Raw genomic sequence first — 16765 nt, forward strand, 5'->3', positions numbered from 1 at the left:
CAAACAGGCCGTCCATGGCAAAGTCTAATCCGACTACTTGCTTGATTTCTTTTTTCTTGGGCTTGTGTTCGTATTCTGTGAGTATGGAAATATGGTATTTCCCTGTGGAAGAACGGGAAATTGTGCATGACTTGATGACATGATGTGAAGGGATTTCGCGATGCTGTTTCATTCTAAGGGGTGTAAGTTTCGGTAGTTTGATGTGGGCATCCAGAATCTTGATGTTTCCGTTGACCATGTTTGTCGTGTAGGATTGCCTTGACTTACGATTCTTGAATTTCGGGTACTTAGTCTTGCCTGAGAAGAAATTGGAAAACGCTGTTTGCAGATTCAACTGGGCGTTAGCGAGTGCCAGGCTATCAACCTCCTTGAGCCACTCAAATTCATTCTTATATTTGGCGGGCGTCGGAAGCTTCTGTTTCTTCAGTAATGTCATGTTATCTTTGAGTTTTTCATAGGTTTCCTTGCGTTCCGCGAGCATTTTATTGTAGACAAATCGAACACATCCAAAAGTCTTGACCAAAAAGTCTTCTTGTTCCTTTGTCGGGTAGATTCGAAATTTGTATGCTTTATTTGCCACTCAAATCACCACATTTCAGAAGATTGGGAATACCTATTCCTATTATATCAATCAAAAGAGGTGTTGGCTATCGCCAACCGAAAGAAGTCTCCCTCTTACCGTTGGGCTTCACCCTTCACACGCTTGAAGAGGGAGACTTCTTTCGGAGAATTGTTAAAATAATGAATGACTTTACACCATACATATATTATGATGTTGCTTATTACGTGTAAATAGGGGGTTGATGTAATGAAACTTCGTGTTTCCGCTGTGCAATATCATTTGCATTCAATTTCGTCGTTTGACGAGTTTGCAATGCAATGTGAGCACTATATTCGCAATGCGCAAGAATATGATGCTGAGTTTGTTTTATTCCCGGAACTTTTCACGACGCAGCTGCTTTCCATTGGTGATGAAAACGGTAAGGCGTTGCCAATAGGGGCGCTGCCAAGCTTCACGAGCCAATATTTAGAGCTGTTTACGAGACTCGCAAAAGAAACGAAGATGCATATTATCGGCGGCACTCATGTAATAGAGCGTGAGGGGCGCCTTTATAATGTCGCGCATCTGTTCTTCCCGAATGGCACGGTGGAAGAGCAAGCGAAGTTGCATATCACTCCTTTCGAAATAGAAGGCTGGAATATGGCTGCGGGCGATGAGCTAAAAGTATTTGATACGGAAAAGGGACGGATTGCCATCCTGACATGCTATGACATCGAGTTTCCGGAAATCGTCCGGATGGTGAAAGCGGCTGGCGCGGATGTCATTTTCTGTCCTTCTTGCACAGATGATAGGCATGGGTTCCATCGTGTCAGGTATACGAGCCATGCGCGCGCCATCGAAAACCAAGTATATGTCGTGCTTACAGGAACGGTTGGTTCGTTGCAAACAGTCGATTTCATGCGTGCGAACTTCGGGCAAGCCGCTATCATCACACCGAATGACATTCCGTTCCCACCAAAAGGGGTGGCTGCGGAAGGCGAATTGAATGAAGATATGCTTGTCACCGCGGATTTGGATTTGAGCCTGTTATATGAAGTGCGGGAGAAAGGTTCTGTGACGACTTGGAGAGACCGTAGAACGGATCTATACACGGATTGGGGAGCAAAACCAGTCGGGAGCGAGAGCAGTGGCATATCACAGTGAGATGATGGTCCTTCACGGAGGGACATTCATTCCTGTCATTGTCCGCAATTACACGCACGCCGATTTCGACGCCATGATTGCACTGCAGGCGGAATGCTTTCCACCACCATTTCCGGAGGAGCTTTGGTGGAATGAACAGCAGCTTGAAAACCATGTCCGCCTTTTTCCGGAAGGTGCTATCTGTGTGGAATACAAAGGCAAAATTATAGGGTCGATGACGGGGTTGCGTGTGAATTTCAATCCGGACGAACCGAAACATAGATGGGAAGATGTGACGGATAATGGTTATATCCGGACGCATGAACCGGCTGGCGATACACTTTATATCGTCGATATTTGCATCAGTCCAGAATTCAGGAAAGCGGGTCTTGGCAAATTGATGATGCAGGCGATATACCAACTTGCGGTGAAGCTTGATGTGAAGCGTGTGCTTGGCGGCGGGCGAATGCCCGGTTACGGAAAGTTCGCTGGGGAAATGTCTGCTGAACAGTATGTGGAAAAGATCGTCCAGGGTTCTTTAAAGGATCCCGTCATTACATTCTTGCTTCGCTGTGGCCGCATGCCCGTCACGTTGATCGAAAACTATTTGGATGATGAAGAGTCGCATAACTATGCGTTATTAATGGAGTGGAAAAATCCGTTCCGTATGGATTGATAGGGGGATATAGAGATGGAATTTATTCGTGTGAACAATATTGAGGATCCGTTATTCGCGAAAATGCACAACTTGTTAGGTGAGATTTTTCCGCCTGAAGAGGTGTTGGAATTTGAATTGTGGAAAGAGCCTCTTGAAGATCCAAGTATCCGAGTCTTTGTTGCGGTGCATGAAGGGGAAGTCGTTGGGGCGACGGAATATCGCTATTATCCTGACTGGAATATTGCGATGACGGATTTCACGATTATCGGGCAGTCGGGCCTTGGCATCGGTCGATTCCTGGCGAAAAAGCGCGAAGAAGATTTGCATCGATTGGCACAAGAAAATGGGAAGACGTTGTTCGGCATGTTCGCGGAAATTTATAACCCGTACGAGCGCGAAGACTTCGCATTCGGCGGTGTGATGGCGATGAATCCGTATGTGAGGCGGGAAGTACTTTCACATCTTGGCTACAAGCGTCTTGACTTCGCATACGTTCACCCATCGTGGAAAAATGATGGGGAAGCAGTGGAAGGCTTGGACTTCTGCTTCATGCCGACGGATGAGCAAGTCACGGAAATCCCGTCATATTGGATTGTCGCTTTCTTGTCTGATTATTATTCAGTCCTTCCAAATAAGCCGCAGCAATGGCTTGATATGGTGGACGGGTTGAAGCAGAAGGAAACAGTTGCGTTGCTTCCATTGTAATGGGAAAAACAGGTGAGGGAAATCATTTTCCTCACCTGTTTTTTATAGAATATGATTGAGCAGTCGCTCGTTTAATTCCAAATCCGCTCGTTTAATCTGGGAAGCGCTCGTTTAATTCCAAATCCGCTCGTTTATTCTGGAAAACGCTCGTTTAATTCCAAATCCGCTCGTTTATTTCTAAAAGCGCTCGTTTAATTCCAAATCCGCTCGTTTATTCCAGGAAGCGCTCGTTTATCCAACCACCGTTCGTTTACTCTATGGCTTTCCGCATCACAAAACTCAAATGCCTTCCCGCCTTCTTATCTTGGCGGTATGAAAAGCCATCCTCACTCAAATAGGTGCATGTTCGATCAGTTGTTATCCGATCTTTCGGAACGCCTGCCAACTCCAATTGTTTCTTCACAGTTTTCTGGTTGTCGATATGATACTTTCCTGTCTCGCTATTGAAATACATGAATTCATCCGCGTACCCAAGCGCTTTGAACCTCAAGTACACATCCTCATCCACTTCAAATTTCTCCTGGCTCAATGCCATGCCGATTTGCACGCGGAAATCCTCTAAATCGCATGCCTCAACAGTTTTTAAATGATTGAACAGCTTCGACGTAATTTCCTTGACGGTACCTTGCCAACCGGAATGGATCACGCCGATGAGACCATTCACTTCATTCCAAAACATTACTGGAACGCAATCCGCAGTGAAACTGCAGAGTACAATATTCGGTTCAAGTGTATAAAGCGCATCCGTATTTGGAATTGCGGTGGCTCCAATTTCCGCACCTCGTCCTTTATCGGCAACAGTTACCTTATGGAAATTCGCGCTATGCGTTTGACTTGCACAGACAAAATCTTGAGGTCCACAGCCCAATGAAACGGATAGCCGCTTTCGATTTTCTACTACTGATTCAGGATTAATGCAAGCGTGAAACGCCATATTGTTGAACTCCGAGGCTGATTTGTCTTTCAGTGTCGTTCCTGCAATGAATTTTTCATTGTCCATATAAAGTATTGTTTTCATATCATCACCTGTTCTTACTATACTCGATTATTTACTGGACAACCATGACAGTTGTTCTTGTTTTCGTCCCAAATACCGAATAAATTGATGATTGGAAAAACTGGATGAGCTGAATAATATTATTCGCATTGGTTACTATAAGTTCGTAATCGTTTTATTCCGAAATAGCTCAGTGGTAGAGCAATCGGCTGTTAACCGATCGGTCGTAGGTTCGAGTCCTACTTTCGGAGTTCAAAAAGCCTCTTCTTCGAAGGGGCTTTTCTGCAATTGTAGAAGAATGGAGGACTTGAAGTTGACTGCGACTAAAATGTTATCAGTTTTCGCTTTAGGTGGTATTAATGAGATTGGGAAAAATATGTATGTGCTTGAATACGGTGACGATCTTTTAGTCATTGACTGCGGTTCAAAGTTTCCTGATGAAAGCCTGTTAGGTGTGGATTTGATCATACAGGATATTTCATATTTACAGGAAAATAGAGATCGAATCCGAGCATTGCTTGTGACGCATGGCCATGAAGATCATATCGGCGGGATTCCCTATTTGTTGAAACAATTAAATATGCCCGTTTATGCAACAAGGTTGACGCTAGGTTTAATCGAGCTGAAATTGAAGGAACACGGGTTGCTGAGGGACACTGAACGCGTTTTAGTAGATAACGAATCCACGTTTGAATTCGGTGAAATCACCGTTTCCTTCTTCAAAACAAGTCATAGTATTCCCGACTGTTTGGGGATTGTATTTCAAACCCCGGAAGGGACCGTCGTGCATACGGGTGATTTCAAGTTCGACTTGACGCCGGTCGGCGGGGATTATGCGGACCTTCATAAGATGGCTGAAATCGGGAAGAATGGTGTCTTGCTGCTTTTATCCGAAAGCACAAACGCTGAACGCCCGGGCTTTTCGTTGTCGGAACGGATTGTCGGGGAGCATATTGAAGAAGCGTTTAGAAAGGCTGATCAAAAGATCTTCATCTCGACATTCGCTTCAAACGTCCACCGGCTTCAGCAAATCATCGATGCTGCCATTAAGACGAACCGGAAAATCGGACTGCTTGGGAGAAGCATGGTGAATGTCTTTTCTGTCGCGGAGGAATTAGGGTATTTGAAGATCCCTGAAGGCATGTTGATTGATGCGAATCAAATAAATGGAATGGATCCTGAACAAGTTGTTGTCATCTGTACAGGTAGCCAAGGTGAACCGATGGCCGCGCTTTCACGATTATCGACGGGAACGTATAGGCAAGCTTCCATTTTACCTGGAGATACAGTCATTTTTGCATCAAGCCCAATACCGGGGAATGAAAAAAGCGTCTCGCGCATCGTCGATAATTTATACCTTCTTGGAGCGAAAGTGATCTATGGATCTGGAAGTGCGTCAGGGATGCACGTTTCTGGACACGGTTTCCAGGAAGAATTAAAACTGATGCTTACATTGATGAAACCGAAGTATTTCATCCCCATTCATGGTGAATACCGTATGCTGCAACAACATCGCATATTGGCAGAATCCATCGGCGTTGAAGAAGAAAATATTTTTATTATCAACAACGGGGACGTCGTTGATATCGCGCAGTCTGTTGCGCGGCAAACAAGAAGTGTTCAAGCAGGACACGTCTTCGTCGATGGAATGGGCATCGGGGAAGTCGGAAAGATTATCTTGCGTGACCGGAAGCTTCTTGCTGAGGAAGGGATGCTTCTTATTATCATGACAATCAGCAAATCTGATGGCAAACTGATCATGAAACCTGATACGGTTTCTCGCGGGTTCATTTATGAGCGGGAAGCGGAGGATCTGTTCAGAGAACTTAATGAGTTGGTTGTCACGATTGTTGAAAAAACTGAAACGGAGCAACTGAGTAAAGGTAGAAAGAATGATCTGAAACACAATATTCGGAGATCCGTCGAAAAGCTCCTTTTTGCCCGAACGAAAAAACGACCGATGATTTTGCCGTTTATAATTGAAATTTGATTGGAAAAGCCACGAGAAATCGTGGTTTTTTTATTGGGGAAAATAAAAATGAACTTTTCTACGGTATGATGACTCTTATAGGGGAGAGGTGAGATTGTGAATGTCGTTCGATTAGTGAAGAAAGCGAAAAAGGGGAATAAAGAAGCATTGCTGGAGCTGATAATGGCGCAGCAGGATGACTATTACCGTCTCGCCCTAACGTACACGGGAAATCCGCATGACGCGATGGATGCGATGGAAGATATGATCGTCAGCCTATATGAAAAAATGCATCAGTTAAAAAAAGAAGATGCCTTTTATAGTTGGAGTAAAACCATCCTTGTGAACCGTTGCAAGCTGATGTTGAAGAAACAGGGGAAAGTCGTCTTGTTAGAGGAATGGGAACAACATGAATCCTCCCATAACCCTCATGAGCAAAGGGAGCAGCAACTGGAAATACAAGACATGCTTGAGTTGGTAAATGATTATCAAAGGGAAGCGATCCAATTAAAGTATTTACATGACTTGGATTATGAAACGATCGCCGAGATTACGAATGTTTCCGTTGGGACCGCGAAGTCGAGGGTCTTTCAAGGGCTGAAGAAAATAAAAGAACAGTATAGGGGTGAATCCCATGAATGAGATTGAAAAGCGGCTCGCTGAAGAGAAGGAAAGGTTGGAAAGTGTTACTACTCCAGTGGAATTGGAAGGCCGGCTCAGGCAAGCGCTCGATGGTGTTCCCGTCAAAAAGAGACGAAAACCGATGTGGTTACTGGCGGCAGTGGCCCTATTATTCTTCAGTTTAGTCAGCTATAACTATAATGGTTTAGCATTCTACGGAAAGAAAATAATGGGGTTTGATGAACTTATGAGTAGCACACTTGCCGAATTGAATGAAGAAGGAATGGGTCAACTCATCGGGGAAAGTGTAGCATTGGAAGACGGTACTGAATTGACGGTGGATGGCATAATGACAGATGCCAATCAGTTCATACTTTATTACACGCTTTCGAATACATCTGAAGATGAAGATATCCCTTTTGCGCGCATCAAAGGTTTTCTCACAGATTCGAATAGGGCACAAGGGGTATCCATATGGAATGAAGAAAAATCCGAAATAAAAGGGCAGATGTATTTCGAACCTGTCAGCCCTTTTGCGAAAAAACTGACGTTAGAATATACAAAGTGGACGGACTTTGATGGCGGAACATCAATAAGTTCTTCGATTACATTCCCGTATGACCCGAACAAAGCTATGCAGACAGAACTCAAACAGAAAATAAACAAAACAATAAAAGTCGACAAAGGGAAAATCAAGTTCAAGACAATTACCGCTACACCTACAGTGACGAAGATTACAGCGGTAGCAAAGGTGACGAATGCCAGCCGAGTCTTTAATCCTTACGGTGGAATCGAATTGTATGCAAATGGCAAACCCCTTGGCGAAGTGATCAGTGGTAGTTCGAGCTCTAAAGGAATCGGTTCTTTATTATACGACACAGACATTGAATTTAGCTTTGATTCCTTGCCAAAGAAGCTGGACTCCCTGGAGTTGGTGATTAATGAGATTGTCGGCTATACGACCGTTAATGAAGAAATTCCGCTTGACCCGCTAGATGGGCAGCCTCACCTTGTCAAAGAGAAAGAGATCTGGGTGAGAGATGTATCGATCACGGACGGTATGCTTGAGGTTAGAATAGCGACCGATGAAGATGTCATGTTAGACGGTGTCACAGTTATGGGGCAAGGGGGTTCATTCCCACTAAAGACGACCGTCAGACAAGACTATGAGGAGCTTGAAGATGGACGGATTGTGAAGGTGCGTACATTGCTATTTCCCACAGATGCAGTGCCTGAATCTATGATGATTAAAGGAATGCACCATATGAAACCAGTTGGCGAATTGATTGAAATTACTGTAAAATGAATTAAAACAAAAGGGGGCGTTTTCATGTTGAAGGGAAAAGTAGCATTAATAACAGGCGCAGCAAGCGGAATTGGGTTGGCAATTGCACGGGAGTTTGCGAAAGAAGGGGCCAAAGTCGTCATAAGCGATTTAAATAAAGAAGCGGCGGATACAGCAGTTGAGCAACTGATATCGCAAGGGTACGAAGCATTGGCAGTCGCTTGTGATGTAACGAAAGAAGAGGATATTGAAAAAAGTTTTGATGAAACGATTAATACCTTTGGACGTATCGATATATTGGTGAATAATGCTGGTTTGCAATATGTCTCTCCGCTTGAGGAATTCCCTACTGATAAATTTGAACTTCTTATAAAAGTGATGCTCACTGCACCTTTCATTGCAACGAAAAAAGCTTTTCCACTTATGAAAGAACAGCAATTCGGGCGGATCATCAATATGGCATCCATCAATGGGCTTATTGGATTTTCTGGGAAAGCTGCATACAACAGTGCGAAGCATGGTGTCATCGGGTTGACGAAAGTATCTGCACTTGAGGCGGCGCCTTTTGGAATTACAGTCAATGCATTATGTCCGGGTTACGTCGATACGCCACTCGTTCAAAAGCAGCTTGCCGATCTCTCCAAAACAAGAAATGTACCTTTGGAAAAGGTGTTTGAAGAAGTCATCTATCCACTTGTTCCTCAAAAAAGATTGTTATCCGTGCAAGAAATTGCGGACTATGCCGTATTTTTAGCAAGCGATAAAGCGAAGGGTGTAACAGGCCAGGCAATTGTATTGGATGGCGGCTATACGGCACAGTAATAGATATCGGATAAATTACAGCAATATGGGAAAACTGATTTGTAGATAGACGAAAGGAGATTTATCTATGAATCAAAAGAAAGAGCCTCATGAAACGCTGACTGTAAAAGATAATGGTTTATCTTCGACGCAAGAAGTGTTGTATGCAAAGGAATTTAAGAGTGCAGACAAAGCTGCGAAAGAAATAGGGAACCAAATAGGGAATAAAAAACAAGAAAAAGACCAATAATAAAAAGACCATGACAGATTGCATCCCCCTGCAATCGGTTGTGGTTTTTTTATGCCTTGCTTTACACAAAGACTGTGTTCGATTAATAAAACTCCAATTGCAATCATAAGATTAGTTGTATTTAGGCTCGCCAAAAGATAGGAATTGAACCGAGTCGGTGATAAAGTCGCTCAAGTCGGTGATAACAGGCTGAGAGTCGGTGATAAACTACCAAGAGTCGGTGATAAACACTGCAAAGTCGGTGATAACGCATTTCCCCCGGTTAAAAGCCGCCAATCCACCATTATTTAATTTATAAACTTTCATTTTCATCTATAATTTTATTTTATTTTCCTATATAATTAGATTGAGCATCATAATAGATATAAAAGTAAAGGAAATGAGCATGATTAAAATAAATTGGAAGAAATTATTGGTTCTTTTTGCAGCCGTCTTCCTGGTGATTCAAGTTGCTGGCAGTTTCTTTTTCTATGAATTGGCGATTAAGCGTGGCCCTAAGGAATTCTTGCAGGGGAATGCCGATTTGGAAGTGTCAGAGAAGTCAATGGATCTTTATCTGAATGGTGATTGGTTAAAGTGGGTAAAAGCGCAGAAGTTTGAAACTCTACATCTGACTTCGCGTGATGGATTGCAGCTAACAGGCTATTATTTACCCGCATCCAAACCAACGAATAAGCTTGTCGTTTTGACGCATGGCTATTTGGGTCACGCAAAACAAATGGGGCTGTTCGGTCAGTTTTATCATAATGAGTTAGACTATAATATCTTCATGCCAGATGCAAGAGGGCATGGGAAAAGTGAAGGAAATTATTACGGATTCGGCTGGCACGATCGCCTTGATGTGATAGATTGGACGAATCTGTTAGTACAAAAGTTAGGTCCGAAAACGGAAATTGCATACCACGGGCTATCGATGGGTGCTGCAACTGTACTAATGGCAAGCGGTGAGAAGGAGATCCCCCGTCAAGTGAAAGCGATTGTTGCGGATAGTCCATATCAATCTGTTTATCAACTATTCACGTATCAAATGAATCGGATGTTCCACTTGCCTGCTTTCCCGTTGTTGGATGGAACAAGTGCCTTAACGAAAATCAGGGCAGGTTATTCATTTAGAGAAGCAAGCGCGTTGAAAGAAGTGAAGAAAGCGTCCGTCCCGATCTTCTACATCCATGGGATGAGCGATTCATTCGTCCCGACGGAGATGGCGGAGGAATTATACGAAGAGACTTCGAGCGATGCTGAGATTTTCCTTGTACCTAATGCGAATCATGGCGAGGCTTATGCACTTTCCGGCGAGACGTATAAAGTGAAGGTCCATCATTTCCTTGACCGCTATTTAAAATGAAAAGCAGGTTCCCGTTTGACTGGGAACCTGCTATTTTTTTGGAAATTGATTTTCCGGACAAACTTATTGATCATTTCCCAACTGTTATCGATCATTTCCCAGCATATATCGATCATTTCAAAAGACTTATCGATCATTTCCCTTGATATATCGATCATTTCCCAATATATATGGTCATTTTAGGACCTTTGGCACGTATTGGTTTTGTCTGACAGAGCCCGGCAATGGCATATTATTTGTTATCCCGGTGAATCTGTCTCTTCACCTCTTCAGGATCTGTGTCGCTATATTGAGCGGTCCCTTTGCCGTTAGTATGGGCTATGATTGCCATTATCTCGTTATAGCTAAGTCCGGAGTTAGCATTTTGACGCTTCACTTCATCGATATCCGTCCCAGCTTCTGTAAGTTTTTTCGGTTCATTCATACTCTCCACCTCCTATGTTGCATTAGCATTCCACCAAATAAAGTTTTCATGTTATTATTATAACTATCTAAATGTTTCTTCTAATCCGACGGAGGGGAAAATAGATTTGGAGGTGGGAAGAATGGAAAAGACTATTTATATTGTGCGGCATTGTTCGGCTGAAGGACAGGCAGCGAATGCGGGTTTGACTGCTGAAGGGATTATGCAGGCTGAAAAGTTGGCGGCATTTTTCAATGAAATCGATGTAGATCGAATTGTGACAAGTCCTTTCGTCAGAGCGAGAATGACAGCCGCGCCGATCGCTCAGTTGAAAGGGATTTATTATGAGGAAGATAGTAGGCTTGCGGAGCGAACGTTGAGCTCGCAATATCTTGAAGATTGGTTGGTGAAATTAGAGGAAACTTTCCTGGATGTCCATTTGAAGTTTGAAGGTGGGGAGTCAACAGAAGAGGCGATGGAACGTGCGCGAAAAGTGGTGGATGAACTACCGGTTGGTTCGAAGGTAGTTTTAGTGACACACGGAAATCTAATGTCCTTGCTGTTGAAAAGTTTTGATGACGGGATTGGGTTTGAGGAATGGCAGGCACTGACGAATCCTGATGTTTATTGTATTCAAGTAGGTAGGGCCGCAACAGTTATTGAACGGGTTTGGAAAGATGATGTTTTGATTTAGGGGGAGTGTAGATTGAGCACGACAAAAAGGGTTTACGGATTATCGATCTTTTTTTCGGTGTTGGCATTTTGGGTTTATTTCAAAGCGTTTCAATGGGTTTTCAATCAATTCTTTTCTTCGACGACAGTAACGGATATCATCTCTGTAATCATTGTTCTTATCGTTATCGTTCCAGTTTCGCTAATGACTGGTCGGAAAATAGCGGCGAAATTTGTAGAAAAGACCGAGGAAAAACCTGTTTCAGATGAATAAATCTGAAGCAGGTTTTTTCTTGGTTTTGAAGATGTTTAGACATCCATAAAATACCCCAACATAAAGGAAGGAGGCGATTCTGAATGCTTTTTGAAATAAGATCAGTGAGACACCAGCCAGACTTAATCTCATTCGCATGGAATGACGTTGGTGGATTTTACAATGTATATAAAGACGGCAAGCATCTCTATGAAGGGGATGCTGCAGAGTTCCAGGATGGGGATCTCGAAGACGGCAAGGTTTATCAATATTTAATTGAACGTGTCGAAAACAATCAAGTAGTAGATGTAATGGCTATGCAAACTTCCGCATTTGCGATGGAGAAAAATATCGAAAATCCTTTGCAGTCGCTTGTTGTGACAGCGATTGTCGCAAAGACGCAAATTGCGTTGTCATGGGAGGAGATCAACGATGTTGTCGGGTATGGCATTTACCGAAACGGTGAGTTCATTGGAATGGTGAATACGAACCGATTCATTGACCGTGATATTGATGTGGACCAATCATATGTGTATTTGATTCGTTCAAGGCGTCCAATCCATAAATCGGGCGAGCGTTTTGCATCAATGAAGTCGGCACTTTCCAATGTTTTTGGAGCACTGACTGCATCAAGATCCGAAACTGCAATTGAGACATTCACAACGGTTAAATTGATCGGAAAACCTAAAACGATTCTTCGACCGATGAATGAGCGAGAACAGGAGCCGGAATCCATCGATCAATGGAGGTTCCGCTATACAACATTCTTGGCTGACGAATGGGTAAGAAACCCGAATCCACTTTCGCCCAATCACTTTTTTAAAGGTGACGGACGTGGTTTTGATCCAACTGGGGAAGGGTTCCGAACCCGTGTAGATATTGAGCTCGCGTACGATGAAAAGGGAGAGCCGATGAGATTCACGAAAGAGGTGGGCCCTTCAATCGCATATGATCATTTGAAACGTTTCAGGGAGAAAGCAAAAGCATCCGCTGATGGTATTACAATGGAACGAACCGATCGTGGGAAAGGGGAAAGTGGCTTTATACTGACGCATTGCATTGGAAATCCTTTGGCCGCTGCCCCTTCAATTGACTACGAGGTGACTGCCGATTTTAATAGGGAGGGCACTTTCGATATGTCAGGCTACTTCGACCCGGCGCCTCACCATGAAATCTATTTAATAAAAGGACGAGGCGATAGATGGCGCTCCATCCTGCAAGTTGAAAGCAGGGGGCTCGCCTTCATGTCAGACGCAATCGCTTATCATTATTGGCGCTGTACGAACTTTGAGTGACTGGAAGTTTTGACAACGGAATAATACCTTGTTATAATTATCTCGAATTCAAGATAAAATTCGAGCGGGATGTTTTGTACATCCGGTTTACAATAAAGGGGGATTTACAATGAAGCATATTTTCAAGCAAGGGATTAATAAATCAAAGCCGACTCTACTTTTATTACATGGGACTGGTGGGACGGAACAGGATTTGATACCGCTTGCGGGGATGATTGACCCGGAAGCCTCTGTATTAAGTGTGCGAGGTAATGTGTCGGAAAATGGGATGCCACGCTTTTTCCGCCGTCTTACTGAAGGTGTATTTGACGAGGAGGATCTAATCTTCAGAACGAATGAATTGCATGCATTCTTAGATGAAGCAGCTCTTGAGCATGGATTCGACAGGTCGAATATTGTCGCAATCGGTTACTCGAACGGTGCGAATATCGCGGGAAGTTTATTGTTCCATTATGCGGATTCATTGAAGGGTGCAATTTTACATCATCCAATGGTGCCGAGACGCGGAATTGAATTGCCTAAATTGAACGGGGTTCCCGTGTTCATCGCAGCAGGGAAGAATGATCCGATTTGTCCAGCACAGGAGACGATTGATTTGGATGAATTGCTTGTTGGTGCGGGTGCGAGGACGGAAGTTCATTGGGAGATGAATGGCCATTCGTTGACAAGGACAGAAGTGGACGCAGCTGCGGAATGGTATTCAAGAACATTTACTGAGTAAGTAATTCGTAGGTGCGCATAAATTGCACCAGACGCGCATAAAACGCGTTAGACACGCATAAAACGAAAATTTTACGCATAAAACATACTTAAAGACGCATAAATATTTATTATGCGTCTTTAAAGGGATTTATGCGTTATTCACGCGATTTATGCGTTTTTTTAAGTATTATAAAAGGCCGACCCCGTGTGTGGGCCGGCTTTTTACGTTTGTTTTCGTCTTTTGAAAGGGAGGAATCGAATCATTAAAAGGACTCCGACAAAGAATGAGAAAAACGGGAAGATGAATGGGAATAAAATAGATGGCATCCAATTCCAAGCATCCGTATAATAACCAATTGCAAATGGAGAGGCGCCGCTATTATTCAATAATAGGGTTTGCAAGGCATTACGGTTGGTGAAGCTGAACGATTCTCCTTCCAAATGGCCTGCCTCGTTAATACTATATAAATCGTATGTTAACATCGTTGGGTCAATAGTAATCCCCACTTCAATGGGGTCGTTAGTTTTCTTTAAAATCATATACAGTTTTTCTTCATCTCTCCGTTTATCTTTCAGGATGATAAAAGAAATATTGCCGTAGTATCTTGCCAATCCTTCTTCTTCAATCCGTATAGGGTACTGCTCCAATTTATCGATTTGTTCTCCATTGACAACGACCGATAAATCGGCAAAAGCGATAGTATATTTCCAAGGATCCGTATAACTTTCCTTATCAATTGGCGTTTCTTCAACCGTTACAGTGTGATCCTTATAGAGGAACGTTGATTTCGGTGGTGGATATCTGTGACTAATAATATGGAGGTCGTAACGATTATGCATTTTAGCAGTATGTGTCTTTTCCATTGCCATTTGCGCAGTTAATGGAAGAGAGCTAAGAAATAAAATTACCCCTATTAAGAATAGTACCCATCTTTTTTTCAACTACCTAATCCCCTCGTTTTCATACAGCTGTTGTTTAATTGTATGTTACCATAGAATGGAAGATCCGCGTCCTTCCATATGTGAAATATAAACGGTCTGTCAATCGGCTGCGAAATGGTACACAAGAACATTTACAGAATAAGCTGTTCGTATGCACGCATAAATTGCACCAGACACGCATAAAACCATAACTTTACACATAAATCGCATCAAAAACGCATAAAAATTTTTTATGCGTCTTTCAAGGGATTTATACGTTTTTTTAAGTATTATAAAAGGCCGATCCATCAAGGTAACGGGTTCGGTTGATGGGGAGAAAACACAAAAACGCATCCCAATTAGCAGCTAAATTAGCGTATGATTCACACCCGAATTAACGGTAAAAAAGGCATAAAAAACGCACAGTAATGTCTGTGCGTTTTTTTATACCATATTTTTGAATTTGTGTGTTTTCCACTCCTTCAATCGCACCCTTTTGCGGTATAAAAGTATGCTTGTTTTGCCGATTCAATTGTATTGCCAAACGATCTATTTTCGCCTATACAGTTCTTACTTTTGTTGAGAAACTAAAGATAAAAAGCAGCTCTCCCACAAGGAGCAAAAGCATCGACACGTTAGACACCGCTGGTAGAACGAAGAAAAGGACTCCTGTAAGAACTACAAGAAAGATAAATAACCCAAGGACCTTATCGAAATTTCTCATACGTGAGTAAGTGGATAGATAATTTTCTTCATTACGCAAAGTCATAATAAGCTTATGCAGGATATAAAAAATTATTAACATACCGACAACAGCAAGTAGCGCGAGACCAAGCACTAAAACTGTTGCCAATCCAGTTGAAAGTGGGATTGTTGCAATTGAATTTCCTGTTCCATTTAAAATGGCAAATCCAATACTGTGAAACACCATAAATATGACAAAAGGCTGTATACGCTTAAGGCTTGGCAACGATCGATGCAATTGTCTCAAACCGAAATAAATCAAAATATATCCAATTGTATTCGTTGCATAAAAGAATACCCCTGTGTCCAGAAACTGCAAATTAAGTTTAGCAAATACAAGCAGTACACCAAGTATGAATAGTTGCATTGGTTTCCTCCAATCTGAAAATCATCTACTTATTATAATCTATTTTAACACATAACCTCTTCTATCCTTCAAAGTATTCTTTCATTTCAAAATTATATTTTTACGGTAACCATAAACAATTAACAAGCGTTTTAGCAAGCTAATTGGCAGTGGCACATAAATTTATGCGATGCCACTAATTCACCTACCGATTAAGGTGCGAATTCATTCAAGAAAACACCTTAAACATTGATATAACAACAGAAATGGGGATACCAATTCATATGCGAATTGTGTCCCCAAATGCTGCTTTTTTTATCGTTTTCTCCCCATCAACCGAACCCGTTACCATCAAGGCTCAGCTTTTTGTGTACAATCATTTTGTTTTTGCCGGTTTGGGCCATATGAAATATGAAATGGAAAGGACGAAATCGATACCGAGAATGAGTAACCATAGTTTCAGCATATCCGAAAGGGATTGGGTTCTATCCGGGTCGTCAATCCAGTAAATCATAAGATATAAGAACGCACCGCCAATGATGAAAGCGAGCACATGTTGCAAGGAGCCTTTCAAGGAATGTTTTGCATAAGCCATTCCTGATCTTCGTGCCGGTTTCGTTCCTTGTTTTTTTATATAGTAAACAAATCTTTCATCCGCCCAACGGATCATGCTTTTACCGAATGCGATGGACACACCGAGGTAAATCGCTGCAAGGGCATGAACCTGTGTTGCGGTTGCGCCGTTGTATAAGTCACTTGCTGTAACAATCAGTAAAAAAAGATCAAGGACCGGGGTGAGGGCAAGGAAAAATAGGCCAATCCGTTTTCGGTTGAAAATATACCGGGTGATCAATCCAGCAGCAATGACGAGCCAGAATCCAATCTCACAAGCTACGATTATCCACGCGATGAAACTCATAGGAACACCTCTTCTTTCAGACTACTCAATCAAATCGTACCACAGTAATCTTATATATGAAACGGACTGACATTCCTATTCGTTCAAGGTCCATTAATTCTCGTAATGGTCCATTCTTCCGCGCGTAAGGTCCATTAATTCCCGGCAGGGTCCAATCTTTAGCGCTCGAGGTCCATTAATCCACGTTAAGGTCCA

Annotated in this window: 20 protein-coding genes and 1 tRNA gene; 15 read left to right on the forward strand and 6 right to left on the reverse strand. The window is 42.6% G+C overall.

What is annotated here, in order from left to right:
- Window positions 1-580 (reverse strand): RNA-guided endonuclease TnpB family protein (locus ACFPZG_RS17820; RefSeq protein ID WP_381428269.1); only part of this gene is annotated, 580 nt, incomplete at its 3' end.
- Between the two features lie 228 nt (window positions 581-808).
- Here ACFPZG_RS17820 and ACFPZG_RS17825 point away from each other — a divergent pair.
- From ACFPZG_RS17825 to ACFPZG_RS17835, 3 genes are read left to right on the forward strand one after another with little or no spacing between them, the layout of a single operon-like run.
- A complete protein-coding gene (locus ACFPZG_RS17825) occupies window positions 809-1705 on the forward strand; it encodes a carbon-nitrogen hydrolase family protein (RefSeq protein WP_317940513.1) in 897 nt (298 codons plus the stop codon).
- A gap of 1 nt (window position 1706) precedes the next feature.
- On the forward strand, window positions 1707-2360 hold the full coding sequence (locus ACFPZG_RS17830; RefSeq protein ID WP_283734563.1) for a GNAT family N-acetyltransferase: 654 nt from the start codon (window positions 1707-1709) through the stop codon (window positions 2358-2360).
- A 15-nt stretch (window positions 2361-2375) separates the two neighbouring features.
- Entirely contained in the window at window positions 2376-3047 is a 672-nt protein-coding gene (locus ACFPZG_RS17835; RefSeq protein WP_317940514.1) for a GNAT family N-acetyltransferase, read from the forward strand.
- A gap of 250 nt (window positions 3048-3297) precedes the next feature.
- On the opposite strand, the gene pgeF is transcribed toward ACFPZG_RS17835, so the two are convergent.
- A complete protein-coding gene (pgeF, locus tag ACFPZG_RS17840) occupies window positions 3298-4065 on the reverse strand; it encodes a peptidoglycan editing factor PgeF (RefSeq protein ID WP_283733595.1) in 768 nt (255 codons plus the stop codon).
- 158 nt (window positions 4066-4223) lie between these two features.
- Between pgeF and ACFPZG_RS17845 the strand changes: the two genes are divergently transcribed.
- The 8 genes from ACFPZG_RS17845 (at window position 4224) to ACFPZG_RS17880 (ending at window position 10461) form a co-directional block, all read left to right on the forward strand.
- Window positions 4224-4295: transfer RNA gene (locus ACFPZG_RS17845), tRNA-Asn, on the forward strand.
- 47 nt (window positions 4296-4342) lie between these two features.
- A complete protein-coding gene (locus ACFPZG_RS17850) occupies window positions 4343-6034 on the forward strand; it encodes a ribonuclease J (RefSeq protein ID WP_381428272.1) in 1692 nt (563 codons plus the stop codon).
- A gap of 96 nt (window positions 6035-6130) precedes the next feature.
- A complete protein-coding gene (locus ACFPZG_RS17855) occupies window positions 6131-6655 on the forward strand; it encodes an RNA polymerase sigma factor (RefSeq protein ID WP_317940515.1) in 525 nt (174 codons plus the stop codon).
- Entirely contained in the window at window positions 6648-7940 is a 1293-nt protein-coding gene (locus tag ACFPZG_RS17860; protein WP_317940516.1) for a DUF4179 domain-containing protein, read from the forward strand. The genes ACFPZG_RS17855 and ACFPZG_RS17860 overlap by 8 nt, the downstream gene beginning before the upstream one ends.
- A gap of 24 nt (window positions 7941-7964) precedes the next feature.
- On the forward strand, window positions 7965-8741 hold the full coding sequence (locus ACFPZG_RS17865) for a 3-hydroxybutyrate dehydrogenase (RefSeq protein ID WP_283733598.1): 777 nt from the start codon (window positions 7965-7967) through the stop codon (window positions 8739-8741).
- 67 nt (window positions 8742-8808) lie between these two features.
- Window positions 8809-8970 carry a YfhE family protein gene (locus tag ACFPZG_RS17870; protein WP_283733599.1) on the forward strand — a complete coding sequence of 54 codons (162 nt, stop codon included), beginning with the start codon at window positions 8809-8811 and terminating at the stop codon, window positions 8968-8970.
- A 346-nt stretch (window positions 8971-9316) separates the two neighbouring features.
- Window positions 9317-10315, forward strand: a complete 999-nt coding sequence (locus tag ACFPZG_RS17875) for an alpha/beta hydrolase (RefSeq protein WP_381428276.1) — start codon at window positions 9317-9319, stop codon at window positions 10313-10315.
- Complete coding sequence (locus ACFPZG_RS17880) at window positions 10312-10461, forward strand: hypothetical protein (RefSeq protein WP_381428278.1); 150 nt, start codon at window positions 10312-10314, stop codon at window positions 10459-10461. The genes ACFPZG_RS17875 and ACFPZG_RS17880 overlap by 4 nt, the downstream gene beginning before the upstream one ends.
- 86 nt (window positions 10462-10547) lie before the next feature.
- Here ACFPZG_RS17880 and ACFPZG_RS17885 read toward each other — a convergent pair whose 3' ends face one another.
- Window positions 10548-10739: a gamma-type small acid-soluble spore protein gene (locus tag ACFPZG_RS17885; protein ID WP_283733601.1), complete on the reverse strand. Its 192-nt coding sequence runs from the start codon at window positions 10737-10739 to the stop codon at window positions 10548-10550.
- A 121-nt stretch (window positions 10740-10860) separates the two neighbouring features.
- Here ACFPZG_RS17885 and ACFPZG_RS17890 point away from each other — a divergent pair, with 121 nt between their 5' ends.
- From ACFPZG_RS17890 to ACFPZG_RS17905, 4 genes are all read left to right on the forward strand, one after another.
- Window positions 10861-11412: a histidine phosphatase family protein gene (locus tag ACFPZG_RS17890; RefSeq protein WP_283733602.1), complete on the forward strand. Its 552-nt coding sequence runs from the start codon at window positions 10861-10863 to the stop codon at window positions 11410-11412.
- 12 nt (window positions 11413-11424) lie between these two features.
- Entirely contained in the window at window positions 11425-11664 is a 240-nt protein-coding gene (locus ACFPZG_RS17895; RefSeq protein ID WP_283733603.1) for a hypothetical protein, read from the forward strand.
- Between the two features lie 83 nt (window positions 11665-11747).
- Window positions 11748-12938 carry a DUF3238 domain-containing protein gene (locus ACFPZG_RS17900; protein WP_283733604.1) on the forward strand — a complete coding sequence of 397 codons (1191 nt, stop codon included), beginning with the start codon at window positions 11748-11750 and terminating at the stop codon, window positions 12936-12938.
- Window positions 12939-13047: 109 nt separating this feature from the next.
- Window positions 13048-13659: an alpha/beta hydrolase gene (locus ACFPZG_RS17905; RefSeq protein ID WP_317940518.1), complete on the forward strand. Its 612-nt coding sequence runs from the start codon at window positions 13048-13050 to the stop codon at window positions 13657-13659.
- Window positions 13660-13862: 203 nt separating this feature from the next.
- Here the strand turns inward: ACFPZG_RS17905 and ACFPZG_RS17910 are convergent, their stop codons facing one another.
- The 3 genes from ACFPZG_RS17910 to ACFPZG_RS17920 all read right to left on the reverse strand — a co-directional run bounded on the left by ACFPZG_RS17910 (window position 13863) and on the right by ACFPZG_RS17920 (window position 16570).
- A complete protein-coding gene (locus tag ACFPZG_RS17910; RefSeq protein WP_283733605.1) occupies window positions 13863-14582 on the reverse strand; it encodes a hypothetical protein in 720 nt (239 codons plus the stop codon).
- A gap of 538 nt (window positions 14583-15120) precedes the next feature.
- The gene (locus ACFPZG_RS17915) at window positions 15121-15672 is read right to left on the reverse strand and encodes a hypothetical protein (protein WP_317940519.1); all 552 of its coding nucleotides are present in this window, start codon (window positions 15670-15672) and stop codon (window positions 15121-15123) included.
- Window positions 15673-16027: 355 nt separating this feature from the next.
- Complete coding sequence (locus ACFPZG_RS17920; protein ID WP_283733607.1) at window positions 16028-16570, reverse strand: hypothetical protein; 543 nt, start codon at window positions 16568-16570, stop codon at window positions 16028-16030.
- Between the last annotated feature and the right edge of the window lie 195 nt (window positions 16571-16765).

It is taken from the genome of Sporosarcina thermotolerans (assembly GCF_042658975.1).
GTDB classification, from domain to species: Bacteria; Bacillota; Bacilli; order Bacillales_A; family Planococcaceae; genus Sporosarcina; species Sporosarcina thermotolerans.